Origin of the sequence: Streptomyces sp. NRRL S-37 (genome assembly GCF_000721605.1) — a bacterium.
GTDB lineage: Bacteria > Actinomycetota > Actinomycetes > Streptomycetales > Streptomycetaceae > Streptomyces.
In genome coordinates this window covers 15,651-39,157 of the sequence record NZ_JOIZ01000011.1, presented here as the reverse complement: position 1 = coordinate 39,157, position 23,507 = coordinate 15,651, and the positions used below count along the sequence as shown (strand labels likewise).

Annotated in this window: 25 protein-coding genes; 9 read left to right on the top strand and 16 right to left on the bottom strand. The window is 74.0% G+C overall.

Annotated elements, in window-relative coordinates; all coding sequences use genetic code 11:
• Complete coding sequence (locus IH50_RS0117665; protein WP_030862571.1) at window positions 1–873, top strand: universal stress protein; 873 nt, start codon at window positions 1–3, stop codon at window positions 871–873.
• An 18-nt stretch (window positions 874–891) separates the two neighbouring features.
• Here the strand turns inward: IH50_RS0117665 and IH50_RS0117660 are convergent, their stop codons facing one another.
• Window positions 892–2,124: a DUF4032 domain-containing protein gene (locus IH50_RS0117660; protein ID WP_030862568.1), complete on the bottom strand. Its 1,233-nt coding sequence runs from the start codon at window positions 2,122–2,124 to the stop codon at window positions 892–894.
• Between the two features lie 41 nt (window positions 2,125–2,165).
• Window positions 2,166–2,918, bottom strand: a complete 753-nt coding sequence (locus tag IH50_RS0117655; protein ID WP_030862565.1) for an MBL fold metallo-hydrolase — start codon at window positions 2,916–2,918, stop codon at window positions 2,166–2,168.
• A 204-nt stretch (window positions 2,919–3,122) separates the two neighbouring features.
• Here IH50_RS0117655 and IH50_RS0117650 point away from each other — a divergent pair, with 204 nt between their 5' ends.
• Both IH50_RS0117650 and IH50_RS0117645 read left to right on the top strand, forming a co-directional pair.
• A complete protein-coding gene (locus tag IH50_RS0117650; RefSeq protein WP_030862562.1) occupies window positions 3,123–3,731 on the top strand; it encodes a TetR/AcrR family transcriptional regulator in 609 nt (202 codons plus the stop codon).
• Window positions 3,732–3,758: 27 nt separating this feature from the next.
• Window positions 3,759–5,432, top strand: coding sequence for an FAD-binding dehydrogenase (locus IH50_RS0117645; protein ID WP_030862557.1), 1,674 nt, complete (start codon window positions 3,759–3,761; stop codon window positions 5,430–5,432).
• Window positions 5,433–5,505: 73 nt separating this feature from the next.
• Here IH50_RS0117645 and IH50_RS0117640 read toward each other — a convergent pair whose 3' ends face one another.
• The 3 genes from IH50_RS0117640 to IH50_RS0117630 form a co-directional block, all read right to left on the bottom strand.
• Entirely contained in the window at window positions 5,506–5,856 is a 351-nt protein-coding gene (locus IH50_RS0117640; protein ID WP_030862554.1) for a DUF488 domain-containing protein, read from the bottom strand.
• A 67-nt stretch (window positions 5,857–5,923) separates the two neighbouring features.
• Window positions 5,924–6,181 (bottom strand): WhiB family transcriptional regulator, encoded by a 258-nt coding sequence (locus IH50_RS0117635; protein WP_030862552.1) that lies wholly within the window; start codon window positions 6,179–6,181, stop codon window positions 5,924–5,926.
• 115 nt (window positions 6,182–6,296) lie between these two features.
• Window positions 6,297–7,517 (bottom strand): saccharopine dehydrogenase family protein, encoded by a 1,221-nt coding sequence (locus IH50_RS0117630; RefSeq protein WP_030862549.1) that lies wholly within the window; start codon window positions 7,515–7,517, stop codon window positions 6,297–6,299.
• Window positions 7,518–7,649: 132 nt separating this feature from the next.
• Between IH50_RS0117630 and IH50_RS0117625 the strand changes: the two genes are divergently transcribed.
• Complete coding sequence (locus IH50_RS0117625) at window positions 7,650–8,351, top strand: TetR/AcrR family transcriptional regulator (RefSeq protein ID WP_030862546.1); 702 nt, start codon at window positions 7,650–7,652, stop codon at window positions 8,349–8,351.
• Between the two features lie 132 nt (window positions 8,352–8,483).
• Here the strand turns inward: IH50_RS0117625 and IH50_RS0117620 are convergent, their stop codons facing one another.
• The gene (locus IH50_RS0117620) at window positions 8,484–9,380 is read right to left on the bottom strand and encodes a LysR family transcriptional regulator ArgP (RefSeq protein WP_030862543.1); all 897 of its coding nucleotides are present in this window, start codon (window positions 9,378–9,380) and stop codon (window positions 8,484–8,486) included.
• 70 nt (window positions 9,381–9,450) lie between these two features.
• Here IH50_RS0117620 and IH50_RS0117615 point away from each other — a divergent pair, with 70 nt between their 5' ends.
• On the top strand, window positions 9,451–10,068 hold the full coding sequence (locus IH50_RS0117615; protein ID WP_030862541.1) for a LysE/ArgO family amino acid transporter: 618 nt from the start codon (window positions 9,451–9,453) through the stop codon (window positions 10,066–10,068).
• Between the two features lie 37 nt (window positions 10,069–10,105).
• Here IH50_RS0117615 and IH50_RS0117610 read toward each other — a convergent pair whose 3' ends face one another.
• The 3 genes from IH50_RS0117610 to IH50_RS0117600 form a co-directional block, all read right to left on the bottom strand.
• Window positions 10,106–10,564 (bottom strand): cyclic nucleotide-binding domain-containing protein, encoded by a 459-nt coding sequence (locus IH50_RS0117610; protein WP_030862538.1) that lies wholly within the window; start codon window positions 10,562–10,564, stop codon window positions 10,106–10,108.
• A 275-nt stretch (window positions 10,565–10,839) separates the two neighbouring features.
• Window positions 10,840–12,327, bottom strand: coding sequence for an aminotransferase class I/II-fold pyridoxal phosphate-dependent enzyme (locus tag IH50_RS0117605; protein ID WP_030862535.1), 1,488 nt, complete (start codon window positions 12,325–12,327; stop codon window positions 10,840–10,842).
• Between the two features lie 76 nt (window positions 12,328–12,403).
• Complete coding sequence (locus IH50_RS0117600) at window positions 12,404–12,634, bottom strand: hypothetical protein (RefSeq protein ID WP_030862532.1); 231 nt, start codon at window positions 12,632–12,634, stop codon at window positions 12,404–12,406.
• A gap of 156 nt (window positions 12,635–12,790) precedes the next feature.
• Here IH50_RS0117600 and IH50_RS0117595 point away from each other — a divergent pair, with 156 nt between their 5' ends.
• The 4 genes from IH50_RS0117595 to IH50_RS0117580 all read left to right on the top strand — a co-directional run bounded on the left by IH50_RS0117595 (window position 12,791) and on the right by IH50_RS0117580 (window position 15,009).
• Entirely contained in the window at window positions 12,791–13,231 is a 441-nt protein-coding gene (locus tag IH50_RS0117595; RefSeq protein ID WP_030862528.1) for an ATP-binding protein, read from the top strand.
• Between the two features lie 194 nt (window positions 13,232–13,425).
• Entirely contained in the window at window positions 13,426–14,289 is an 864-nt protein-coding gene (locus IH50_RS0117590) for a SigB/SigF/SigG family RNA polymerase sigma factor (protein ID WP_030862525.1), read from the top strand.
• A 32-nt stretch (window positions 14,290–14,321) separates the two neighbouring features.
• Window positions 14,322–14,552 carry a DUF5133 domain-containing protein gene (locus tag IH50_RS0117585; RefSeq protein ID WP_030862523.1) on the top strand — a complete coding sequence of 77 codons (231 nt, stop codon included), beginning with the start codon at window positions 14,322–14,324 and terminating at the stop codon, window positions 14,550–14,552.
• Between the two features lie 28 nt (window positions 14,553–14,580).
• Window positions 14,581–15,009: a hypothetical protein gene (locus IH50_RS0117580; protein WP_030862520.1), complete on the top strand. Its 429-nt coding sequence runs from the start codon at window positions 14,581–14,583 to the stop codon at window positions 15,007–15,009.
• 154 nt (window positions 15,010–15,163) lie between these two features.
• Here IH50_RS0117580 and IH50_RS0117575 read toward each other — a convergent pair whose 3' ends face one another.
• The 7 genes from IH50_RS0117575 to IH50_RS0117545 form a co-directional block, all read right to left on the bottom strand.
• A complete protein-coding gene (locus IH50_RS0117575; protein WP_030862518.1) occupies window positions 15,164–17,398 on the bottom strand; it encodes an FUSC family protein in 2,235 nt (744 codons plus the stop codon).
• Between the two features lie 79 nt (window positions 17,399–17,477).
• A complete protein-coding gene (locus tag IH50_RS0117570; protein WP_030862516.1) occupies window positions 17,478–18,851 on the bottom strand; it encodes an NAD(P)/FAD-dependent oxidoreductase in 1,374 nt (457 codons plus the stop codon).
• A 119-nt stretch (window positions 18,852–18,970) separates the two neighbouring features.
• Window positions 18,971–20,686: a PP2C family protein-serine/threonine phosphatase gene (locus IH50_RS0117565; RefSeq protein ID WP_030862515.1), complete on the bottom strand. Its 1,716-nt coding sequence runs from the start codon at window positions 20,684–20,686 to the stop codon at window positions 18,971–18,973.
• Entirely contained in the window at window positions 20,683–21,735 is a 1,053-nt protein-coding gene (locus IH50_RS0117560) for an ATP-binding SpoIIE family protein phosphatase (RefSeq protein WP_030862513.1), read from the bottom strand. Before IH50_RS0117560 ends, IH50_RS0117565 begins: the two co-directional genes overlap by 4 nt.
• On the bottom strand, window positions 21,735–22,175 hold the full coding sequence (locus IH50_RS0117555) for an anti-sigma regulatory factor (protein WP_030862510.1): 441 nt from the start codon (window positions 22,173–22,175) through the stop codon (window positions 21,735–21,737). The genes IH50_RS0117560 and IH50_RS0117555 overlap by 1 nt, the downstream gene beginning before the upstream one ends.
• Window positions 22,175–22,594, bottom strand: coding sequence for an STAS domain-containing protein (locus tag IH50_RS0117550; protein ID WP_030862507.1), 420 nt, complete (start codon window positions 22,592–22,594; stop codon window positions 22,175–22,177). The genes IH50_RS0117555 and IH50_RS0117550 overlap by 1 nt, the downstream gene beginning before the upstream one ends.
• A complete protein-coding gene (locus IH50_RS0117545; protein WP_030862505.1) occupies window positions 22,591–23,490 on the bottom strand; it encodes an STAS domain-containing protein in 900 nt (299 codons plus the stop codon). The genes IH50_RS0117550 and IH50_RS0117545 overlap by 4 nt, the downstream gene beginning before the upstream one ends.
• Window positions 23,491–23,507: the final 17 nt, after the last annotated feature.

Sequence of the window (23,507 nt, the reverse complement as noted above, 5' to 3'; positions counted from 1 at the left end):
ATGACGCGCCCGATCACGGCAGGGATCGACGGAACCGGGGAGAGCCTCGCCGCACTGGCCTGGGCGGCGCGGGAGGCGGTCCGCCGGGATCTGCCGCTGAGGGTGGTGCACGCCTGGCGGTTCGAGGCACACGACGCGGTGGACACGGGGGACCGGGCGACACAGGAGCAGTGGGTCCGCGCGTCGGTGGAGGAGGCGGTCCGCGCCGTCGGCGAACGCCACCCCGGTCTCGCCGTGACGACGGACGTCCTGGAGGGCGACGCCGTGGAGACCCTGACCGGTGCCGCCGCGGACGCGGAACTGCTGGTGCTCGGCTCGCGCGGGCACGGGCGGATCATGGGCTTCCTGGTCGGATCGGTCGGCCAGCAGGTGATCGTCGACGCCGGACGTCCCGTGGTGTTCGTGCGGGCCGGGGACCAGGCGTCGGACGAGGTCGCCGGGCACGAGATCGTCGTCGGCCAGCAGGGCGACCCGCAGGACAACGCCGCCGCGCTCGGCCTCGCCTTCGAGACCGCCGCCCGGCGCGGGGCCACGGTGCGCGCCGTACGGGCCTGGACCCTGCCGCCGGTCTACGCCTACAGCCCCGCCTCGCTCCGGCTCCTCGACGAGGCCGGCGGCCTGGAACCCTACGAGCGGAAGGCGCTGGCGGCGGCCCTCGCGCCGTGGCGGGAGCGCTACCCCGACGTGCACGTGATCGAGCACGTCGAGATGGGCAGCGCCGGACAGGTGCTGCTGTCGGTGGCGGGCACCGCCCAGCTGATGGTGGTCGGCCGCCGCGCCCGCCGCACGGCCGTGGGGGCCCGGATCGGCTCGGTGGCCCACGGCGTCCTGCACCACGCGGACTGCCCGGTGGCGGTGGTGCCGCCGGCCTGACGCGGCGGACCGCCCGGCTCAGTCGTCCGTCGGCTGGAGCGTCTCCCGCGCCTTCGGCAGGATGTTCCTGATGTAGTCCTCGACGGCCGTGTCGAGCCCGATGTCGTGCTGCGCCCGCTCGGACAGGTACCAGCGGTGCTCGAGGAGTTCGTGGTAGATCTCCGCGGCGTCCATCGGGCCGCGCAGCTCCGGCGGCACGGATCGCACGGTGGGCCGGAAGACCTCGCGCACCCAGCGGTGGGCGAGGACCTCCGGGCGGGCGCCCAGGGGATCGCCGGGGGCGTAGTCGTCCTGGGTGGCCATCCAGCTCTCCAGGTCGTTCAGCAGCCGCCTGGCCTGGTTCTCCTCGGCGTCCAGACCGGTCAGGCGCAGCAGCTGCCGCTGGTGGTGCCCGGCGTCGACGACCTTGGGCACGAAGGTGACGGTGTCGCCGTTGGAGGCGTGCTCGATCTGCATCTCGGCCACGTCGAAACCGAGGTCGTTCAGCCGGCGGATGCGGCGCTCGATGTAGTGGTGCTTGCCCGCCGGGTAGACGGAGGTACGGGTCAGCTCCCGCCACAGCCCCGTGTAGCGGGCGCAGATCTCGGTGCCGAACTCGATCGGGTCGACGGAGGGGTGCAGCGCCCCGGAGGCCTCCAGGTCGAGCAGCTCGCCGCTGATGTTGACCCGCGCGAGATCGAGGTCGTACTCCCGCTGTCCGACGCTCAGTTCCGGGTGCAGGTCGCCGGTCTCAGCGTCCACGAGATACGCGGCGTAGGCGCCCGCGTCGCGCCGGAACAGCGTGTTGGACAGCGAGCAGTCGCCCCACGCGAACCCGGCCAGGTGCAGCCGCACCAGGAGCACGGCGAGCGCGTCCATCAGCCGGTGCATGGTCGCCGGGCGCAGCGTCGTCTCGAACATCGACCGGTACGGCATCGAGCCGCCGAGGTGACGGGTGATCAGGACGCTCTCCAGGGGCTCCCCTGCGGTGTCGGTGCGGCCGGTGACCACGGCCAGCGGGTCCACCGCGGGGATGCCGATCCGGTCCAGGTCGCGCAGCAGCTCGTACTCGCGCAGCGCGGGCCGCCGGGCGAGCTCCTTCACCGCGATCACCTCGTCGCCGGCGCGCGCGTAGCGCACCACGTGCCGGGAGATGCCGCGCGGCAGCGGCACCAGGTACTCCTCGGGCCACTCCTCCAGCGGCAGGTGCCACGGCAGTTCCAACAGGAGCGCGGGGTGCTCCGGGTTGGTGGCGTTGATCTGCAGTGCCATGGCGGCGGTGTCCTCGTCTCGCGGGCGGTCGTCACCTCACCCTAGTGCGCGCGCTCCCGGGCCAGCCGGGCGGCGTCCCGTACGGGCCCCTCGTGCAGCGGGCCGTGTCCGGGCAGCAGCAGGTCGCCGTCCAGCCCGGCCAGGACGTCCAGCGAGGCCACGGCGGTGGCGCGTTCGTGGTGGAACATGTCCGTCAGCATCTGCGGTCCCCGGGTCCGCGAGGTGGGGTGGCCGCTCACCAGGGCGTCGCCCGACACCACCACCCCGGTGTGCGGGAAGTGGAACGCGCAGTGCCCGGCGGTGTGGCCGGGCGTGTGCACGGGCACGGGCCGGCCGGGCAGGTCGAGCGGGCCCGGACCGGCCTCCGGGAACGGCTCGGGCGCGGTGACCGCCACGTTTGCCGTCCCGCCGGAGCGCAGGGCGTGTGCCGCCCACGGCAGCACACCCGGCCGCCAGCCGTTGCGCAGCACCTGCCCGACGGTCACCTGGTGCAGGAAGTCCCGCCGGGCGTGGGGGACTTCGGCCTTGTGGGTGTAGACGGGAGTGCCGTACGCGGCGCTCAGGTACTCGGCGGAGCCCAGGTGGTCGCTGTGGGCGTGGGTGATCAGTACGGCCGTCACCGCCTGCGGTGAACTCCCCACCTCCGCGAGGGAGGCGAGCAGCCCCTCGCGGTCGCCGGGGTAGCCGGTGTCGATCAGGGTGACGGCGTCCCCCTCGGTCAGGATCACCCAGTTGGTGTTCGTGCCGTGCACCAGGAAGGTGCCGTCCGCGACGTGCCGCACGGTTGCTCGCATGTTCGTCCCGAGTTCCAGTCGTTGTGGTCGTTCCCGTTCTTCCCGCCGGACGGGAGAAGGAAAGCAGATCACGGCACGGGCGCGGGGGACGGGAGCGGCCGTGGCGGCGCCGCCCGGCGGGACTCCGGTGCGATCCCGCCGCTCCCGGGTCTTTCGATACACCGGTGTATCGGATACGTTCCCGTACCGGACGAAGGGGTGACCATGGCGGTGGGCGGTACGGACAGGCGCGTCACCAGGCGCCGGCTGCGCACGCGCGCGAACCTGCTCGCCGCCGCGTTCTCCGTCTTCGCCGCCAAGGGCTTCGGGCATGTCTCCATCGAGGAGGTCTGCGAGGCCGCCGGCTACACCAGGGGCGCCTTCTACTCCAACTTCACCGGCCTGGACGAACTGTTCTTCGCCCTCTACACGGAGCGCGCCGAACTGATCGCCGAGCAGGTGGCCGGGGTCCTCGCCCAGGACGGACCCGGCCTCGACGTGCCCGCCGCCGTGGACCGCGTCACCGAGGTCCTGCTCCTGGACCGCGACTGGCTGCTGGTGAAGACCGACTTCCTGGTGCACGCCGCCCGCGACCCGGAGGTGGCACGCGCCCTGCTGGAGCACCGGGCGCGGCTGCGGCGGGCGATCGCGGACCGGCTCGCCCGGGCCCGCGGCCACACCGGACCGCCCGCCGTGCTCGGCGACGTCGAGGGCGCCGCGCACGCCGTGGTCGCCGCCTACGACGGCGTCACCACCCAACTGCTGCTGGACCGGGACGTCGCGGGCGCCCGGGCCTGGCTGAGACAACTGCTGACCGCGCTGCTCACCGGATAACAGTCGCCACAGGAAGGGACGGTCGCCATGGATGCCGACGTCATCGTCGTCGGAGCGGGACTCGCGGGCCTCGTCGCGGCCCACGAGCTGACCGGCAGGGGCCGCAGGGTCGCCCTGGTCGACCAGGAGAACGCCGCCAACCTCGGCGGGCAGGCCTTCTGGTCCTTCGGCGGGCTGTTCCTCGTCGGATCGCCCGAGCAGCGGCGCCTGGGCGTCAAGGACTCCTTCGACCTCGCCTGGAACGACTGGCGGGGCAGCGCGGGCTTCGACCGGCTCGACGACGAGGACGCCTGGGCGGTGCGCTGGGCGAGGGCCTACGTCGAGTGGGCGGCGGGGGAGAAGCGGTCCTGGCTGGACGGCCACGGCGTCACCTTCCTGCCCACCGTCGGCTGGGCCGAGCGCGGCGACCTCCGCGCGGACGGCCACGGCAACACCGTGCCCCGCTTCCACATCGCCTGGGGCACCGGGACCGGCGTCGTCGCGCCCTTCGTGCGGTACGCCCGCGAGGCCTCGCGCGACGGACTGCTCACCTTCCACCACCGCCACCGGGTCGACGAACTCGTCGTCGAGGGCGGCACCGTGCGCGGGGTGCGCGGCACCCTGCTCGCGGAGGACGACGCACCGCGCGGTGTCGCCTCCAGCCGCGAGACGGTGGGGGAGTTCGAACTCACGGCCCAGGCCGTGATCGTCACCAGCGGCGGCATCGGCGCCGACCACGACCTCGTCCGCCGGTACTGGCCCGAGCGGCTGGGCACCCCGCCCCGGGAGATGGTCACCGGGGTCCCGGCCTACGTCGACGGGCGGATGCTCGACATCAGCGCCCGCGCGGGCGTGCGCCTGGTCAACCGGGACCGCATGTGGCACTACACCGAGGGCCTGCGCAACTGGGACCCCGTCTGGCCCGGACACGGCATCCGCATCCTGCCCGGACCGTCCTCGATGTGGTTCGACGCCCTCGGCCGCCGGCTGCCCGACCCCTGTCTGCCCGGCTACGACACCCTCGGCACGCTGAGGCACCTGCGCACCACCGAGGACATCGCCCGGCACGACCACTCCTGGTTCGTCCTCACCCAGAGGATCATCGAGAAGGAGTTCGCCCTGTCGGGCTCCGAGCAGAACCCCGACATCACCGCCAAGGACCGGGCCGGCTTCCTGCGCACCCGCGTCCTGGGCAAGGGCGCCCCCGGCCCGGTGGACGCGTTCCTGCGCAAGGGCGCCGACTTCGTGACCGCCCCGACCCTCGAACAGCTCGTCGAGAGGATGAACGCCCTCACCGGTGAACCGCTGCTCGACGCGGCCGTCCTGCGCCGCCAGATCGAGGCACGCGACCTGCAGATGGCCAACGTCTACAGCAAGGACGCCCAGGTGCAGGGCATCCGCAACGCCCGCCGCTACATCGGCGACCGCCTCGGCCGCGTCGCCGCCCCGCACCGCATCCTCGACCCCGCGGCCGGCCCGCTGATCGGCGTCAAGCTGAACATCCTCACCCGCAAGACCCTCGGCGGCATCCAGACCGACCTCGACTCCCGCGCGCTGGGCACCGACGGCCGGCCGGTCGAGGGCCTGTACGCGGCCGGCGAGGTGGCGGGCTTCGGCGGCGGCGGTGTCCACGGCTACAACGCCCTGGAGGGCACCTTCCTCGGCGGCTGCCTCTTCTCGGGCCGGGCGGCGGGGCGCGCGGCGGCCGCGCAGACCGCCTGAGCGCTCCGCCGGAGGCACGGTGACGCACCCCTCCGGGGCGCTGCCGAACCGTGGTGGACTCCGCCGGACCCGCTCACTCCTCCAGCAGGCGGGCCAGCACCCGCGCGTGACCGGTCTCCGGGTTCCTGGACGCGGTCAGCAGCGTCACCGTGCCCTTCCCAGCCAGTTCCCGTACGTGGTCCAGGAGTCCGGCGGCCTCCGGGGCCGCCAGCTCCGCCTCGTAGCGCTCGCGGAACTCCTCGTACGGCCGGTCGCCCGCGTGGTACCAGCGGCGCAGTTCGGTGGACGGGGTCAGCCCCTTGGGCCACTCGTCCACCCGCGCCGCGTCCTTCGTCAGACCGCGCGGCCACAGCCGGTCGACCAGGATCCGGACCCCGTCGTCCGGCTCGGGCGGTTCGTGGACTCGGCGCACGCGCACGCTCATGGTCGGCCCCTTCCGGCGGTGTCCCGCGAGCGTACTGCGGCGCACGGGGCCGGGCACGGCGAGCGGCTCAGGAACCCCCGGCGGCCCGCCGCGCGGTGATGCGGCGCTTCAGGGCACGGCGTTCCGTCTCGCTCGTACCGCCCCACACCCCGATGGACTGCCCCGTGTCCAGTGCCCACTGGAGGCACGGCTCCCGCACGGGGCAGCGCCGGCACACGGCCTTGGCCTGTTCCGTCTGGATCAGGGCGGGGCCGGTGGTGCCGATCGGGAAGAAGAGGTCGGGGTCCTCGGTCCTGCAGGCCGCACGTTCGCGCCAGTTGTCCATCGAGAGTCACCTGCGATCATCGGTGGGAAAACGGACAGGCACCCTTGTGGGCGCCTCACTCCTCTTCGGGTCACCTGTCGACCGGCGGTGAAACAACGGGACGCCGTGCGCGCGGTCACTGTTCGCGCAGCCCCCAGGGCGAGCCGTACGCGGTCAGCAGCTCCAGGAACGGTCCCGCGGGGAACGCCTCCGGACCGAGCACGCCCGTGCCCGACCAGGTGCCGCCGGCGAGCAGTTCGAGGGCGACGACGGGGTTGACGGCGGTCTGCCACACCACGGCCTGGCAGCCGTACTCGGCCATGGACCACTGGTTGTCGACCACGTGGTACAGGTACACCTCGCGCGGCGCCCCGTCCTTCACGCCCCGCACCCACGTGCCGGCGCAGGTCTTGCCGTGCATCCGCTCCCCGAGTGTCGCCGGGTCGGGCAGACAGGCGGCCACCACGTCCCTGGGGGAGACCCGCACCGGGCCGTCCGGGCCGGGCACGGTCACCGGTTCGGTGCGGTCCAGGCCCAGCAGGTGCAGTGTCCTGAGCGTGTCGATGAACGCGCGGCCCAGGCCGTACTTGAAGGTCACCCGGCGGGCGTCCACCCAGCGCGGGACGAGCAGCACCTCCTCGTGCTCGACGTTCACGCACTCCACCGGGCCGATGCCCTCGGGGAAGTCGAACACCTCCGGCTCGCTGAACGGCTCGGTGGTGAACCAGCCGCGGCCCTCCTCGTAGACCACGGGCGGGTTGAGGCACTCCTCGATCGTGGTCCAGATGCTGAACGACGGCGCGAAGTCGTAGCCGTCCACCGTGAGGTTCGCGCCGTCGCGGACGCCGATCTCCTCGATCTCGTCGAAGAGTTCGTCGGCGGCGTACCGGGCGAACACGTCCGAGAGGCCCGGTTCGACGCCCATCCCGACCAGGGCGAGCGCACCGGCCTCCGCCCACTCCCCGGACCGGGCGAACTGCTCGTCGCCGAGCTTGACCCCGCACTCCTCGTAAGGCCGTTCGGCGTGCGGCCGGGACAGCGACATCGCCATGTCGACATAGGTGGCACCGGCGCGGCGCGCCGCACGGAACAGCGGCATCACGAACCGGGGGTCGGTGGCGTTGAGCAGGACGTCGCAGCCGTGCCGTCCGAGCAGCGCCGCCACCCCGTCCTCGTCGCCGGCGTCCACGCGCTCGGCACGGAACCGGGTCCCCTCCGCGCCGAGCGCGGCGACCGCCGCCTCCGCCCGGGACGGGTCGTGGTCGGCCACCACCATCAGGTCGAAGAACGGCCGCCGGGCCGCGATCCGGGTGACGGCGGTACCCACGCCGCCGGCTCCCACCAGCAGTACGCGCATGACGGAGCACTCCCTCTCTGCCTCGTGGATCCCCCTGGATCCGGGATGTGTGCGGGGCCCCTGGCCGGAGATACAACGCCGCGCGACGACATAAGGTCAATGGTGTTGGCATAAAAGCGTGAGGAGACGGCGATGCCCAAACGCGTGGTTCCCGAGGAGCGCCGGCGGCGTCGCAGGCCGACGCGGAGCGGCCGGGTCCTGTCCGAGACGCTGATCGTCGAGACGGCGCTGCGCCTGCTGCGCGAGCACGGCAGTACGGGCCTGACCGCCCGCCGCCTCGGCCTCGCCCTGGACTGCGACCCGAGCACCCTCTACCGCTACTTCCGCGGCATGGACGAGCTGACCCTCGCCATCGGGGACGCGCTGATCGGCCAGGCGCTGCACGGCTGGCGGCCCACCGGACAGTGGCGGGCCGACCTGCGGGCCGTCGGGCTGCGCATCCACGCCGCCTACGTGTCGCACCCGCAGGCCGCCGTCCTCACGGCGAGCCGGGTCTCCGGCCGGGCGAACGAACTGGCGGCCGACGAGGCGGTCCTCGACGTGCTGCGCACCGCGGGCTTCCCGCTGCCGGAGACGGTCCGCGTCTACCACGCCTTCATCGACACCACGCTGGCCTTCGCCGCCCTCGACGCCGCGTCCCTGGCCCTGCCCGACGCCGCACTCCACGCCGACGAGGAAAGGTGGCGCTCCACCTACGCCCGCCTCCCCGCCGCCACCCACCCCCGCATCGCCGAGGCCGCGCCCCTGCTGGCCACCCGCATGGTCACCAGCGCCTACCCGACGGCGCTGGACATGCTCCTGGAGAGCGCCGGGAACAGCCTGGCGGGGGCCTGACCAGGGGGCCGGCGGTCCGGCCTCGCGGCTCCTGGCGCGCTCACCGCGCCGGCCGGAGCACCGGCGTCCCGGGGCCGCGCGGTCGCAGGCGCCGGACGCGGGCGGGCGGCCGACGGGACGCCGGACGGGCCCTCAGCGGCGCAGCGCTTCCGCCGCCGCCTCCGTCACCGCGGCCGCCACCGCCGCCAGGGCGGGGGAGTCCAGCTTCCACTGCTGCCAGTACAGGGAGACGTCGGCCTCCCGGCCCGGGGCGAACACCGTGAGGCGGCCGGCCCGGAGCAGGGGTTCCGCCTGCGCCTCGGGCACCATGCCCCAGCCCAGGCCCGCGGCGACCGCCTCGGCGAACCCCTCCGAGGCCGGCACGTAGTGGCGCAGCGCGCTCGCCTCGGCGCGTCCGCGCGTGAGCCGGCGCACGAAACCGTCCTGGAAGTCGTCCTTCCGGTCGAACACCACCACCGGCGCCACGGGCAGTACCTCCCGCAGCGGTCCCGCGAGATGCCGCAGGGCGAACTCCGGGTGCGCCACCGGGAGATAGCGCATCCGCCCCAGCTGCCGCACGGAACAGCCCGGCACCGCGTCCGGCGACGAGGTCACCGCGGCCATCACCGTCCCCTCCCGCAGCAGCGCCGCCGTGTGGGCCTCGTCCTCCCGGCGCAGTTCGAAGCGGAGCCGCGAGTCGGCCGGCAGGCGGGTGAGGGCCCCGAGGAACCAGGTCGCCAGTGAGTCCGCGTTCACCGCCACCGGCACCCGGGTCGGCTCCCCGGCCCCGCTCAGCCCCAGCTCGGCGTACGCGTCACGCTCCAGCCGGACCGTCTGCCGGGCCAGCCTGACCAGCACCTCGCCCGACTCGGTCGGCCGCACCGGCTTGGTGCGCAGCAGCAGCACCCGCCCCGTGCGCTGCTCCAGCGCCTTCACCCGCTGGCTCACCGCCGAGGGCGTGACGTGCAGCGCGGCGGCCGCCGCGTCGAACGTCCCCTCGTCCACCACGGCGAGCAGGGTCCGCACCTGGTCCAGCGGGAGATCCGTCATCACGGGAGCTCATGCTACGTAAGAATCATTAGCTGTACTGCAGGGTCCTCCCGCCCATAGCGTCCTCGGCATGACCAGCGCCTTCACCACCGCCGCCGCCGGATTCGGCACCGGCCTCTCCCTCATCGTCGCCATCGGTGCCCAGAACGCCTTCGTCCTGCGCCAGGGCGTCCGCCGCGACGCCGTACTCGCCGTCGTCGGCATCTGCGCCCTGTCCGACGCGGTGCTCATCGCCCTCGGCGTCGGCGGGGTCGGCGCGGTGGTCGTGGCCTGGCCCGGCGCGCTGACGGCGGTCGGCTGGACCGGCGGCGCGTTCCTGCTCTGCTACGGCGCCCTGGCCGCCCGCCGGGTGCTGCGCCCGGCCGCCACCGGGCTGGAGACGGCGGGCGAGGCGGCGGGCTCGCGGCGCCGGGCCGTGCTCACCTGCCTCGCCATGACCTGGCTCAACCCGCACGTCTACCTCGACACGGTGTTCCTGCTGGGCTCGGTCGCCGCCGACCACGGCCCGCTGCGCTGGACCTTCGGCCTGGGCGCCGTACTGGCCAGCGTCTGCTGGTTCGCGGCGCTCGGCTTCGGCGCCCGCCTGCTGAGCCGCTTCCTGGCCCGCCCCACCGCCTGGCGGATCCTGGACGGGCTGGTCGCCGCCACCATGATCGTCCTCGGTCTGACGCTCATCGCGGGAGCCTGACACCGGGGCCCACGCCGCCGGCGGGCGCGGGTCCGCCCTACAGCGCCCCGCCGCGCCGGTGCATCGTGTACTGCTCCATCAGCTTGCCGCGTGTCGTCTCCAGCCGGTGGGCGAGCACCTCGGCGACGCTGCGCACCAGGGCCATCCCCAGCGGCGGGTCCTCCTCGCAGAGCCGGAGCACGGCCGCCGAGTCGAACTCGTAGGCGCGCACCTGGCTGAAGGCCACGGCGCCGAAATCCCACTGGTGGGGCGGGAACAGCCAGGACCAGCCCAGCAGGTCACCCGCGCCGAGACCGGCGACGGTCACCCGGTGCAGGTCGTTCACCCGCTGGTCCAGCGAGACCGCGCCGGAGCGGATCACCCAGAACCGGTCGGCGGTGCCGCCCGCCTCGAAGATGCGGGTGTCCTCGGGGAAGGACACCTCCCGCGCCAGTGCCATCAGGCGCTCGCGCTGCGGTGGGGGAAGGGCGGTCAGGAGTTTGATCGCTTTGGTCATGGCGCGGGGCTCCTCGCCGGGCAATCGGTTCCGGTGCTTTCCCTACGTTCATTTCAGCCGCTGCGGCCGTTCGGGGCACCTCGTGCGGACACGAGACGTCCGGTTCCCGCCGCCGGTCCTGGTCCGGGCATGAAAAAGCCCTGGCTGGACGGGGGAAGCCAGCCAGGGCCGTAAGCAGTGGTGTCCGGAGGACGGGGGGTCGACTCCGCCACCACGTATGAATGAACGATAAACCATTTCGGTGGCGTCCGGGTAATCGGGTCACGTGACCTGTTTCACTGGTCACGTGCGGCGCGCTCGTCCACCACCCGGACCGTGTCCAGACCGGGGTCCGACGGGTCCGGCAGGTGCATGCCCGCGTCCAGCCCCGTCCGCAGATAGCGGAGCACGGGCTCGGTGAGCCGTTCGCCCGGCAGGACGGCCGGGATACCGGGCGGGTACGGCGTGATCATCTCGGCCGCGATCCGTCCGGCGGCCCGCTCCACCGGCACGTCCTCGGCCGGGCCGAAGAACGCGTCCCGCGGCAGCAGCGCCTGCTCCATCCGCAGGCCGTCCGGCGACGGCACGTCCACCCTCGGCGCCCGGGGCAGGTTCCGCGCCGCCCGGCCCAGGTCCCGCAGCGCCGACAGCAGCTCCCCGGTCGTCCCCCGGTCGTCGCCGTGGGTGATCTGCATCCCGATACGGCGGTGGTCCACCAGGTGCGCGTCGATACCGCGGTGCTCACGCAGCCAGTCCGCCGCCTGGAACCCCGTGATGCCGAGACCGCCGAGATCGATCACCCCGGGCAGCGGGTCGAAGTCGTCCGCCAGCCCCGGGCCGCAGAAGTCGTCCCGGCCTTCGACGTGCATGCCGTCGATCTCCTCGATCGCGGCCCGGACCCCGCCGGCGAGCGCCAGCGCCGACCCCATCAGCTCCTTGCCGCGCAGCGCCATCTGCCGCCGCCAGCCGTCGAGACCCGCGAGGATCAGCACCGACGGGCTGGTGGTCCCCAGCAGATCGGCGCGCATGCCCAGCAGCGCCGGCGGCACCAGGTCGCCCTGCAAGTGGAACACCGAGCCCTGCTCCAGACCGCTGCCCATCTTGTGGATGCTGGTGACGCAGATGTCGGCGCCCGCGTCCATCGCCCAGGACGGCAGATCGGTATGGAAGGGCAGGTGCGCGCCCCAGGCCTCGTCCACGATCAGCGGGCGCGAGCGACGGTGGCACACCTCGGCGATGTCCCGCAGTGACGCGCAGGCGCCGTACGGCGTCGGGCTGGTCACCAGCGCGCCGCGCGCGTCCGGGTGGGCGCCGAAGGCCCGCTCGAAGTCGTCGGCCGACGGCGGGTGCGCGAGGTGCCGCCCGGCGTCCCACCGCGGCTCCACCCACACCGGCTCGATCCCGGACAGGATCAGCCCGGACACCACCGACTTGTGGGCGTCCCGCCCGATCAGCAGCTTCTCGTGCGGCCCCGCGACCGACAGCATCGCCGCCTTGACCGACAGGGAGCTGCCGCACGTGCTGAAGAAGGTGTGGTCGGCGTGGACCGCGTCGGCCATCAGCTCCTGGGCCCGCTGCAGCACCCGGCCCCGGACGAGCCGGTCGTCCAGGCCGCCCGACGCCAGCACATCACTCAGGAACACCGCGTCCCCGAGCGCCTCGCGCACCGCGGGATCCGCCCCGCGGGCCTGCTTGTGCCCCGGTGGTGTGAAGCCCAGCCTTCCCTTGCGGTGGTACTCCTCCAGCGCTTCCAGAACCGGTGCCCGGCTGTGATCGACCGTCATGGGCTCCCGGGTGCCCGGCAGCGGCCCGCCTCAATCCGCACGGAAATCCGCACGGGAATCCGTGCGACCCCGACGGTCAGCCCTGTGCCGTGCGCTTGCCCGGCGTCAGGATCTCGTCCAGCACCCGCAGGACGACCTCGTAGGCCACCTGGCGCACCTCGGCGTCGCGCGCCGCGCCGGGATCACCGGTGCCCGCCCGCCCGAGCTCGTCGCCCCGGGCCCGCCAGGTCCGCTCCTCCTGGGCCGCGCAGGCCCGTGCCCGCTGGATGCGCCGCATCAGTTCGTCCGAGTCCACCACATCGGTCATACCGTCCGCGTACCCCCGTGCGCCGATCGGACGACAGGCAGGACGCCGGGTGTTCGACGAACGGCCGGGAGGTTTGCCGCTACCGGGACAGGTGAGCCGAAAAGGGAGGTCCGAGGCATTCTCCACCTCCTTCGTCACCGATCAGGGAGCCGCACGATGTATGAGGAGTACACGACCCAGCCCCTCGACCGGCCCGGCGAGCGCCGGGCCGGATCCCCTCCCCCCTGCCGTCCGGCCGAGGTCCGCGAGGCCGTCACCCGGGCGGTGTCCGAACGCTGCCGGGCCACCCACACCCCCTGCGACGCCGAGGCACTGGCGGACGTCCTGCTCGTCGCCTCCGAACTCACCACCAACGCCATGCTGCACGGCGGCGGGATCACCGACTTCCAGGTCGACGTGAGCGGTCCCGGAGTGCGTCTGTCGGTGAGCGACCGCAGCGACGAGCTGCCCGTCGTCGTGGAGCCGGCCGACCGGCAGGGACGCCGCCGTCCGGGCGGCCACGGCTGGCCCATCGTGTGCCGGCTGTCCCGCGACATCCGGGTGTCCGACCTGCCCGCCGGAGGCAAGTGCATCACCGCCGTGGTCCCCCTGCCCTGACCAGCCGGAACGGACACCGGCAGATCGCATGAAGAAGTGGAGTTTGTTCCACCGGCGAGGGGGCAATCGGAGGTTCGTGCTTCGGACCGGAGGCGCGCCAGCGGGAGTGGTACGGCTGCTGTGGACCCTCCGGGCGTCCCGGTGACCGCCCTCCCGCGGTAGATCCCTGAAACCACCGTTCGGGAGCGAACCGCATGCTCATTGACACGACCGCCCATCGTTCCGGCCCCTCCGACACGACGACCGCCGCCCCCCGCCGGCGGCACGACGACGCCCCCGACACCGCCGCCCTCTTCGCCCGGCTGGCCTCCCTGGAGGACGGCCCCGAGCGGGACACCGTCCGGGACGAGCTCGTCACCGCGTGGCTGCCCATGGCCCACCGCATCGCCGGCCGCTTCCGCGACCGCGGCGAGGCCGTCGAGGACCTGCGCCAGGTGGCCGCCCTTGGCCTGGTGAAGGCCATCGACCGCTTCGACCCGAGCCGCGGGGCCTTCGAGAGCTACGCCGTCCCCACCATCACCGGCGAGGTCAAGCGGCACTTCCGCGACCGGATGTGGGCCCTGCGCGTGCCCCGCCGGGTGCAGGAACTGCGCAACAAGGTGCGGGTGGCCCGGCGCGAACTCACCCAGAACCCCGGCAGCCCCGAGCCGTCCGTGGCGGACATCGCCGCCCACACCGGGCTGACCGAGGACGAGGTCGGCGCCGGCATGGAAGCCCTGGAGAGCTTCAGCACCCTCTCCCTGGACGCGGAACTGTCCTCCGACGACGACGGCTACAGCCTCGCCGACACCCTCGGCGCCGCGGACGCCTCCTACGACATCGTCGTCGACCGCGAGTCCGCCAAGGAGGGCCTGCGCAGGCTGCCGGAGCGCGAACGCGCCATCCTCTACATGCGGTTCTTCGAGGACATGACCCAGAGCCGGATCGCCGACCGGCTGGGCATCTCCCAGATGCACGTCTCCCGTCTCATCAGCCGCAGCTGCGCCCGGGTGCGCGCCGACGTGATGGGACAGCGCACCGGCCGCCGCGGCACCGGCGGACACTCGGCGACGGCGTGAGCGACGCCCGCCCCCACCAGGAAGCGAGACCCATGCTGAAGCCCCATCCCACCGTGCTGCGCCGGCTCGTCGAGGAGTACGAGGCCCTGACGGCGGCCGGAGGCGGGCCGGCCGGCCCGGACCCGCGGACCGGCGACCTGGCGTACACCCTGTGCGTGACGACCGGCACCCGGGACGTACGCCACGCGCTCGCCACCGCGCGCGGCTGGCTGGCGACGGCCGGGCAGGACGCGCCCGGGGCCGGCACCCCGGCCGCCGTATGACCCGCGGCGTGCGGGGAACCCGCAGCGGATGAGCGAATCCGAGATTCCCCCGGAAGGCAGGCCCGTGGACGTCTATCTCGACCTCCTGCGGGTCAGGATGGACACCGAGGACTACCGGCTTCTGCTCCACGTGGTGGAGCCGGTCCTCCAGGCGATCGAGGAACACCGGCTGTCCGGCATGGACCTCGCGCTGGACGGCGGGGACGAGGAACTCCCCCAGGAGGTGCGCGACGAGGCCGCCCTCGTCATCGCCACCGCCGTCACCGGCCGCCTGGACAACGAGGTGGTCGAGCTGGAGGTCGACGAGACCGGACCGGTCCGGGTGGTCACCGACGCGGCGACCGCCGCCGACCCCTCCCGCCTGGACGAGATCGCCGACTACATCAGGGAGCGCCACCGCCAGAACGAGGAGCTACGAGGCATAGCCGAGGCCAGCGGCCTCCCGACCGACTTCTGACCCCCGCCCGCGCGCACGGCCCCGGCACCGACCGGGGCCGTACCCATGGGCGGAGCCGGCCGGCGCCGGTGTGCGGGGGCCGGGTGAGGGCGGACGCGTGGGCCGGTGTGGGTGATCGTCCGGTCGTCGGAGGAGGCGTGCCGGGGGCCGCGGTTCAGCGGTCGGGGGTCCTCACCGGGACGGCCAGGGGGCGGGCGAGGCCCACCACGGCCTCGTCCAGGCGTTCCAGGTGGCGCAGGACGCGGCCGGTGATGCGGCCGTAGCGGGCGGTGCCGTCACCGCCCAGGAGGGACGCGATGCTCGGGCCGGTCTCGACCGGCACGGTGACGTCCTCGTCGGCGACGCGGTCCGCGATCGTCACGATGTTGCGCACCGTGCGCCCCGCCGCCCCGCGCAGCCGGGGGTCCGCCGCGATCGACGGATGGGTCGGCAGCAGCTCCGCCGTGGCCGCCAGCGAGCGCGCGTGATACGCGCACGTCTCGAGGAGCGCCACCACATAGCGCGCGGTGGTGCGCCGGGCCCGCAGCGGGGTCACCGGATGCGTCAGCGGCTGGGTGGCGGCGCGCAGGTCGCCCAGCGCCTGGTCCAGCTCCCGCGCCTTGTCCAGCAGGTCGCCGGCGGGACCGCCGCTGAGCTGGCCGACGGCGGCCTCGGTCACCTCGGCGAGCCGCTCCAGCACGGTGACCAGCAGCTCGTTGGTGCGCCGGTCGGTGCGCACCGGCAGCACCAGCGCCGCCGCGACCACCCCGCAGGCCGCCCCCAGCGCCGTCTCCTCCACCCGCAGCACCAGCACCTCCCAGCTGTAGGTGTGCAGCAGGGTGTAGAGCAGCCCGAGCATCGCCGTCACGAAGAACGACATCAGCGTGTAGGACAGCGGCGCCGTGTAGAACATGGCGAAGATCAGCACCAGCACCAGGAAGAACGCCGTCCAGGTGTGCCGGCCCACCAGGGCCGCCAGCAGGATTCCGGCGACGACCCCGAACACCGTGCCCAGGAGCCGCCGGTAGCCCTTGACCAGGATCTCGCCGGTCGAGGCCGTGTTGATGAAGACGATCCAGCAGGTCAGCACCGCCCAGTACCAGCGGTGCGCGGACAGCAGCTCGCCCCCGACGATGGCCAGCGTCGACCCCACGGAGACCTGCACGGCGGCGCGCGTGGTGGGCCGTCGCAGCCCCTTCGGCGGCTCGGCCGCCTCCGTCTCCTCCCCGGCGTCGATGGCGGCGTCCTCGGCGTCCAGCTCCTCCCGCGAACGGGCCGTCGCCGGACTGTCGTCCGACTCGTCCTGCGGCCCCTCCAGCGCCACGCGCAGCCCCATGACCGCGCGCGCGGTCTCACCGACCGCCCGGAACACGTCCCGCACCGCCGGGGTGGCGACCGGCAGGTTCTCCTCGTCCCGGTAACCGAGCAGCCGGTTGCGCACCTGGGCCACGCCCGTCCCCCCGGCCCCGGTGCGCACCACCAGCGCCCGCAGCGCCAGCAGATCCCGCCGCAGTACGGCCGTGGCCTCGTCCGGGCCGGGCAGCCGGCCCACCTCGGGGGCGGGCGCACCGGGCAGGTGCAGGGTGAGGGTGTCCGCCCGCTGGGCGCTGCGCGCCGACAGCAGCAGCAGACCGAGCCGCTCGGCGGCGATCTCCGCGTCCGCGATCCGGCGCTGCACCAGCCGCGCCGTCGGCTCGTCCGGCGTGCCCTCCTCCAGCCGGCTCTGGATCATCAGGGCCGTCTCGTGCAGCCGCGCGGTGCCCTCCCGCATGTCCTCCAGGGCCTTGTCCACGTCGTCGGGACCGGCGTCCAGCAGCGCCAGCTGCGCGGAGACCAGCCGGCCCAGCCGGGCCCGGAAGGCCGTCCGCAGCCGCAGCAGCAGACCGGCGGGCGTCACGGGGACGACCGCGAACCGCACCAGGGCGCTGCACGCGAACGCGACGGCCAGGGCCGCCCACAGCCCCGGCAGCTGCGCGGTGGAGGCACCGACGAACAGCGACACGAAGTAGACCTGGAAGCCGATCAGACCGAGCGCGGTCCCGCGGTCCCCGAACCGGCGGCCGTACACCGCGGCGAAGATGAGGACGACGAAGAAGGCGTCCCCGACGACGACGCGCTCGCCGAGCACCGCGCCCAGCGACACGGACACCAGCGCCACCGGCAGGCCGAGGGCCAGCGTGAGGGCCTGGGCGCCGCGCTGCCTCTCCCGGATGGCGAAGGTGGCGACCATCGCCGCCATCGCCCCCGCCACCAGACGGGTGACGTCGAACCCCGCCGAGGCGAGCACGGCCAGCGTCAGCGCGATCGCGCCCACCGTCCGCAGCCCGGCCGTCAGCCGCAGCAGACCGGGGTCGGACGCCGCCAGGTGGTCCCGCAGCCATGTCCGCGCCGAGCGTCCCGCCGCCTTCACTCCGCCGCACTCTCTCCCGTCGTACACCCACGCCCGGCTCCCTCCGCCGCCGGGCGCGAACCGTCCCCCGCCCCCGGGGTCACCGCGCCGCCCGGCCCGCCTCCGCGACGTGCTCCCGCACCTGCTCCGGCGTCAGATAGGCGTCCAGGTACTCGAAGTCCCGCAGGTTCCCCGGCTTGTGCGCCTGGAATCCGGTGCGCACGAAATCGTCGCCGGCGACCGCGTTCAGCAGCCAGTTGGTCATCACCCGCGTCTTGGCGACACCGGTGCGCAGCGCCGACCAGTGGTAGCCGCGGGCCACCGCCTGGGCGGGCAGGCCGTGCAGTTCGACGCCGAGCGGCTTGGACACCGCGTCGGTGCCGCCGAGGTCCACCACGAGTCCGAGGTCCTTGTGGACGTACGGCCGCCTCGGCAGGCCCCGCAGCGTCGCGATGACGTTCTCGGCGACGTGCCGGCCCTGCCGCAGGGCGTGCTGCGCGGTCGGCGGGCACACGGCGTCGTCGCCCTTGGCCACGTCGGGCACCGCGGCCGCGTCGCCGAGCGCGAACACCCCGTCGTGACCCGGCAGGCACATGTCCGCGTTGACCGCGAGCCGCCCCCGGACGGTCTCCGCGTCGAGCGTGGCGATGAGCGGACTGGCGACCACGCCGGCGGTCCAGATCAGGGTGCGGGTGGGCACCACCCGGCCGTCGGTGAAGGTGACCTCCTCGGCGCCCGCCTTCGCGATGGAGACGCCCAGCGAGATCTCGATGCCGCGCCGGGTCAGGATCTCCTGCGCGCTGCGCCCGAGCTTCTCGCCCAGTTCGGGCATCAGCTTCGGCGCGATGTCGATGAGATGCCACTTGATCAGGCCCGGGTCGAGGCGCGGGTAGCGCTTGACGGCGGCGTGCGTCAGCCGCTGCAGGCAGGCCGCGGTCTCGGTGCCCGCGTAGCCGCCGCCGACGACCACGAACTGCAGCCGCGAGGCCCGCTCGGCCGGATCGTGGCTCGCGTCGGCCAGATCGAGCTGGGAGATGACGTGGTCGCGCAGGTAAGCGGCCTCGGCGAGCGACTTGAGCCCGAAGGCGTGGTCCGTCAGCCCCGGGATGTCGAAGGTGCGGGTGACGCTGCCGGGGGCCAGCACGATGTAGTCGTACGGCTCGTCGACGATCTCGCCGTTGACGAGCCGTACGACACAGACCTTGGACTTCAGGTCCACACCGATGGCCCCGCCCGGGATGATCCGGGTGCGGTACCTCTCGCTGCGGCGCAGGGAGAGCGCGACCGACTGCGGGGTCAGCACGCCGGAGGCCACCTGGGGGAGCAGCGGCAGGTAGAGCTGGTACGAGAACGGCGTCACCAGTGTGAGGTCGGCCTCGTCCGGGGCGAGCCTGCGCTCCAGCCGGCGCACGCACTCCACACCGGCGAAGCCTGCGCCCACCACCAGGATCCTGGGTCGTGTCACGGTCTCCATCCCTTCCTGCGGCTCCAGGCGGTCTGCCTCGAACATCGACAACTGACGCGTGCCCCTGTTCGGCACCACGATGCCCGCAGCTTCGCCGGAGCGCACCGGGAAGGGGACCGGCGGCCGGTTCAGCCGCGCAGGTGGCACAGGAGCAGACAGACGTCGTCGTCGCGCTCGGAGTCGCTCAGCAGGGGGCGCAGGATCCGGTCCGCCGAGTCCTCCAGATCCGCGTCCAGCTCCGCCGGACCGAACGAACCCAGGGCCGCCGCGAGCCGCTCGATGCCCGGGTCGATGCCCTGGGCGCGCCGCTCCACCAGCCCGTCCGTGTAGAGCGCGAGCGTCGAACCGGGCGGCAGCCGCTCGGTGTGGTCGGCGATGTCCTGTTCCAGCGGGATGCCGAGCATCGCGCCGGGCTTGGCGTCCAGGGTGCGCACCCGCCCGTCGGGCAGCCGCAGCACCGGCGGCGGATGACCGGCGGCGGCCCACGTCAGCGTGTGCCCGTCCGGATGGAACCGGGCGATGACCGCCGTGGCGAACAGATCGGGCTGGAGATGGCGCAGATACCCGTGCAGCCGGGTCAGCAGCCGGCCGGGGCCGTCGCCGTCGACGGCGTAGGCGCGCAGCGCGGTGCGCAGCTGGCTCATCATCACCGCCGCGTGCAGCCCGTGCCCGGTCACATCGCCGATGACGGTGATCAGACCGCCGTCGCGCTGCCGGAAGGCGTCGTACCAGTCGCCGCCGATGTTCAGCCCGTGCGTGGCGGGGAGATAGCGCGCGGCCAGGCTGAGGCCCGGCGTCGCCGGCAGGTCGGTGAGCAGGGCGCGCTGCAGCGTCTCGGCGATGTCACGGTTGTGCTCGAAGCGGCGGGCGTTGTCGATGGCGGTGCCGGCCCGCCGGGCGAGCTCGATCAGCATCACGGCGTCGTCCGGGTCCCAGCGCTCACCGGGCGGCGACAGCGTCAGTACCCCCAGCGGCGCCCGGCGGGTCAGCAGCGGGACGCACAGCAGCGGCCGGCCGGGATCCAGGGCGGACGGGGGCTGGTCGTCCACCCCGGGCAGGCCGCCGGGGTGACCGGCCGCGTACTGGGGGCGCCCGGTGCGGGCCGCGCGGACCGCCGCGCGCGGGTGGGACGTGGGCCGGTACTGGTCGTCCTCGTGGTCGAACAGCCATATGTCGACGCTGCGGGCGTACCGCGGCACCAGCAGTTCCGGCAGCCGGCGCACGATCTCGTCGTGATTGAGCGAGGCGTTCAGCACGGCGCTCGCGTCCGCCAGGAACGTCAGCCTGCGGCGCGCGTTCTCCGCCTCCTCGCGCGCCCGGCGCTCGGCGGCGAACGCCTCCCGCTGCGCGCGTCCCGCCGCGTCCAGCTCGGCGTGCAGCGCCAGGACGCCCTGGTTGGTCTGGTGCAGCTCCTCCCGGTGGAAGGCGACCAGTTCCTCCTGCTCGGCGAGCTTGTCCAGTACCACGGCCGTGTCCTCGTCGGCGCCCAGCAGCGCCTCGGACAGACCGGCCGGATCCTCCGGCACCGGGCCGGCGTCGGAGGACCGGCCCGGCTCGGGGCACGGGACGGTCACCGTCCACGGGGCGCGGCCGTCGGCACCCGCGCCGGGGGCCGGCACCACCGCGGCGTGCAGCGTCCCCGCCCCGGCGGACGGGCCGGGGACGTCCAGGGTGAGCACCCAGACGCCGCCCTTGGTGAGGCACTGCCGCAACCGGCCGCTGAGCTCCGCGGCCAGCCGGGCGCGTTCGACGGTGGGCACCCCGTGCGCCGCCGCCAGCCGGGCCACGGCGATCCGGGCGCGGGCCGCGTCCGTGACGGTCCGGATCCGCCAGGTGTGCGTCATGGGCGGTCCGGCGGGACGGGGGCCAGCACGGCCACGGCGGTGTCGTCCCGTACCGGGCGCGCCGGACTCCCGGCGTCCCGGACGGCCACGGCGGCCGTCACGGCCGGATCGGCCGGCGGCAGCCCCGTGTCCGGGGGCGGCGTCCAGCGGCCGGGGAGACCGTCGGTGTGCAGGATCAGCAGGCTCTCCGGGGTCCAGGCGACCTCCTCCTCGCGCACGGTGCCCGGCCGGTGCGCCCCGACGATGCCGGGCCGGGACAGCAGGGTCCGCCAGCGGTCGCCTTCCCGCAGCCGGGCCGTCACATTGCCGATGCCCGCGAAGCGCAGCCGCCCGGCCCAGGTGTCGAGCTGCGCCACGGCGACGGCCGCGCCCCGGGTGCCGGCCAGCGCCGTGTGGAGCCTCGGCAGGCACTCGGCGGGCGGGAGCCCGGCCCGGTGGCGCAGCTCCTCGACGGCGGCGGTCGAGGCACGCGCCGCCTCGCTCCCGTGGCCGAGACCGTCGGCCAGCATCAGGGTCAGCCGGTCACCGGACCTGACCCAGGCCCAGGCGTCCCCCGAGAAGTCCGCCCCGGCGAACGGGACGTTCACCCCGCCGACGCGCACACCGGGGGCCCCGGCGGAGCCCTCACCGGCGGCGGAGCCGATGCGGGCCACCGCCACGGTGCCCCGGCCGAGGACGCTGTGCAGGGCGAAGCCGTCGGCCAGGCGCCGGCAGGTGCCGAGGCCCGCGCCGAGCGAGCCGGCGGTGGAGAACCCGTCCCGCAGCGCACCGTCCACATCGGGAATGCCCGGCCCGTGGTCGATCGTGATGATCTGCACGACCCGTTCCGGCCGGCCCTCGACCGGTACCGGCGGATCCACGACGTCGACGAGGACCTCTCCCGCCTGCGCGTGCTTGAGGAGGTTGGTGGCGAGCTCGGTCGCCACCAGCGCCGCGGCGGCGGTACGCCGCTCGTCGAGCCCGGCCGTCGCCGCGGCCTCCTCCGCCGCGACCCGGACGTCGCGCACCCGGGTCGGGTCCTGCACCGGCACGTACCGGACGCGGGGCATCAGACGTCCTCACGCGGGCGCGGCGGCCGGGTCACCCACGAGGTCACCCGCACCGTGGTCCCCGATCCCGGGACGCTCTCGATCTCGAAGTCGTGCACCAGGCGCCGGGCGCCGCCCAGCCCCATTCCCAGCCCGCCGCCGGAGGTGTAGCCGTCGCTGAGCGCCCGGTCGAGGTCGGGGATGCCGGGGCCCGAGTCGCTGAAGGCCAGCCGCAGCCCGTCGGCCCCGCCGGTGGTGACGTGCGACGCCTCCATCAGGCCGCCCCCGCCGTGCACCAGGGTGTTGCGGGCCAGCTCGCTGGCGGCGGTCACCAGTTTCGTCTGGTCCACCAGACCGAAGCCGAGCCGGGCGGCGGCCTGCCGCACATGCTGACGTACCCACACCAGGTCCAGGTCCGACCGGATGGGCAGGCGGGCCTCGACGCCCGCGGCGGTGGACATCACGGACTCTCCTCGCGCACGCCGCCGGGACGCGGCGGCGCGACGGGTTGCGCGAGAAGCTCCATCGCCGCCTCGGTGGTGAGCGCGGTCCGCAGCCCCGGCAGCGTCAGACCCAGCTCCACCAGGGTGATGGCGACCGCGGGCCGCATGCCGGCCACCACGGTGCGCGCGGCCAGCAGCTCGGTCTGCGCCGCGGTCTCGGCCAGCACCCGCCCGAGGAAGGAGTCGACGATCTCCACCCCGGAGATGTCGATGACCACTCCCGTGGCCCCGCTGCGGGTGATCGTCTCGGAGAGGTCCTGCTGGAGCTGGTGCGCCGTGCTGTCGTACAGGTCTCCCTGGAGGGTGACCAGCAGAACGTCACCGAGCCTGAGGACCGGCACATGTCCCGCGACCGGGCGGGCGAACCCCTCGTTCACCGCCGGCCCGCTCCGCCGGGGGCCGCGTGCACGATGTTCGTCCCCAGCTCGTGCAGGCAGTACCCGAGCGCGTCGGCGAGGCTCGCCCGCGTCTTCACCGTGCCGAGGTCCAGACCGAGGTGCACGATGGTCTGCGCGATCGCCGGACGGATGCCGGACACCACGCACTCCGCGCCCATCAGCCGGGCCGCGGCGACCGTCTTCATCAGGTGCTGCGCCACCAGGGAGTCGACCGTCGGCACACCGGTGATGTCGAGGATCGCGAACCGGGCGTGCTGCTCGACGACCGCGTTCAGCAGGGTCTCCATCACCACCTGGCTGCGGGCGCTGTCCAGCGTCCCGATCAGCGGCACCGCCACGATGCCGTCCCACAGCTTGATCACCGGCGTCGCCACCTCGAGGAGCTGCAGCCGCTGCCGGTCGGTGAGCGCCTGTATCTCGCTCAGCGCCGTCTGCATGGCCACCAGACGCAGCGTTCCCATGAGCACGCTCAGCGTGGTCGAGCACTCCCGCAGTTCCTCGGGCGGGGCCTGCTCCAGATCGGCGATCAGGAGGTTCTCCACCGGTGGCCGCAGCGCCGCCAGCTCGCTCGCCACCTGCGTGGCCGACAGCCCGGCGCGGGAGCGGGCCGCCCCCATCCGCGCCAGTTGCTCGCGCACCGCCGTGAAGCCCGCGGCGTCCGGGTCCTCGACCCGTTGCGCGTCGGCGACCTGGGCCAGCGCGTCGACGACCGCCTTCCCCGCCTCCACCGCCTCGTCGCGCGAGACCGTGAACACCGTACGGAACAGGGGCTCGTCCGCCCACCGCTGGGCGATCTGCTCGCGCCGGCGCCGCAGGAAGTCCCTGACCTCGTGCGCCGGTGTTCCGGGTGCTCCGCCCGCTTCGTGCTCCGGCACCTGTTTGTTCTCCTCGT

Coding starts and splice junctions, on each gene's coding strand:
- IH50_RS0117615 (WP_030862541.1), top strand. CDS start 9,451: ATGACCAGCGCCTTCACCACCGCCGCCGCCGGATTCGGCACCGGCCTC.
- IH50_RS0117630 (WP_030862549.1), bottom strand. CDS start 7,517: ATGCGCGTACTGCTGGTGGGAGCCGGCGGCGTGGGTACCGCCGTCACC.
- IH50_RS0117590 (WP_030862525.1), top strand. CDS start 13,426: ATGCTCATTGACACGACCGCCCATCGTTCCGGCCCCTCCGACACGACG.
- IH50_RS0117635 (WP_030862552.1), bottom strand. CDS start 6,181: ATGGACAACTGGCGCGAACGTGCGGCCTGCAGGACCGAGGACCCCGAC.
- IH50_RS0117645 (WP_030862557.1), top strand. CDS start 3,759: ATGGATGCCGACGTCATCGTCGTCGGAGCGGGACTCGCGGGCCTCGTC.
- IH50_RS0117640 (WP_030862554.1), bottom strand. CDS start 5,856: ATGAGCGTGCGCGTGCGCCGAGTCCACGAACCGCCCGAGCCGGACGAC.
- IH50_RS0117625 (WP_030862546.1), top strand. CDS start 7,650: ATGCCCAAACGCGTGGTTCCCGAGGAGCGCCGGCGGCGTCGCAGGCCG.
- IH50_RS0117595 (WP_030862528.1), top strand. CDS start 12,791: ATGTATGAGGAGTACACGACCCAGCCCCTCGACCGGCCCGGCGAGCGC.
- IH50_RS0117600 (WP_030862532.1), bottom strand. CDS start 12,634: ATGACCGATGTGGTGGACTCGGACGAACTGATGCGGCGCATCCAGCGG.
- IH50_RS0117660 (WP_030862568.1), bottom strand. CDS start 2,124: ATGGCACTGCAGATCAACGCCACCAACCCGGAGCACCCCGCGCTCCTG.
- IH50_RS0117610 (WP_030862538.1), bottom strand. CDS start 10,564: ATGACCAAAGCGATCAAACTCCTGACCGCCCTTCCCCCACCGCAGCGC.
- IH50_RS0117650 (WP_030862562.1), top strand. CDS start 3,123: ATGGCGGTGGGCGGTACGGACAGGCGCGTCACCAGGCGCCGGCTGCGC.
- IH50_RS0117565 (WP_030862515.1), bottom strand. CDS start 20,686: ATGACGCACACCTGGCGGATCCGGACCGTCACGGACGCGGCCCGCGCC.
- IH50_RS0117665 (WP_030862571.1), top strand. CDS start 1: ATGACGCGCCCGATCACGGCAGGGATCGACGGAACCGGGGAGAGCCTC.
- IH50_RS0117620 (WP_030862543.1), bottom strand. CDS start 9,380: ATGACGGATCTCCCGCTGGACCAGGTGCGGACCCTGCTCGCCGTGGTG.
- IH50_RS0117580 (WP_030862520.1), top strand. CDS start 14,581: ATGAGCGAATCCGAGATTCCCCCGGAAGGCAGGCCCGTGGACGTCTAT.
- IH50_RS0117655 (WP_030862565.1), bottom strand. CDS start 2,918: ATGCGAGCAACCGTGCGGCACGTCGCGGACGGCACCTTCCTGGTGCAC.
- IH50_RS0117560 (WP_030862513.1), bottom strand. CDS start 21,735: ATGCCCCGCGTCCGGTACGTGCCGGTGCAGGACCCGACCCGGGTGCGC.
- IH50_RS0117570 (WP_030862516.1), bottom strand. CDS start 18,851: ATGGAGACCGTGACACGACCCAGGATCCTGGTGGTGGGCGCAGGCTTC.
- IH50_RS0117605 (WP_030862535.1), bottom strand. CDS start 12,327: ATGACGGTCGATCACAGCCGGGCACCGGTTCTGGAAGCGCTGGAGGAG.
- IH50_RS0117555 (WP_030862510.1), bottom strand. CDS start 22,175: ATGTCCACCGCCGCGGGCGTCGAGGCCCGCCTGCCCATCCGGTCGGAC.
- IH50_RS0117585 (WP_030862523.1), top strand. CDS start 14,322: ATGCTGAAGCCCCATCCCACCGTGCTGCGCCGGCTCGTCGAGGAGTAC.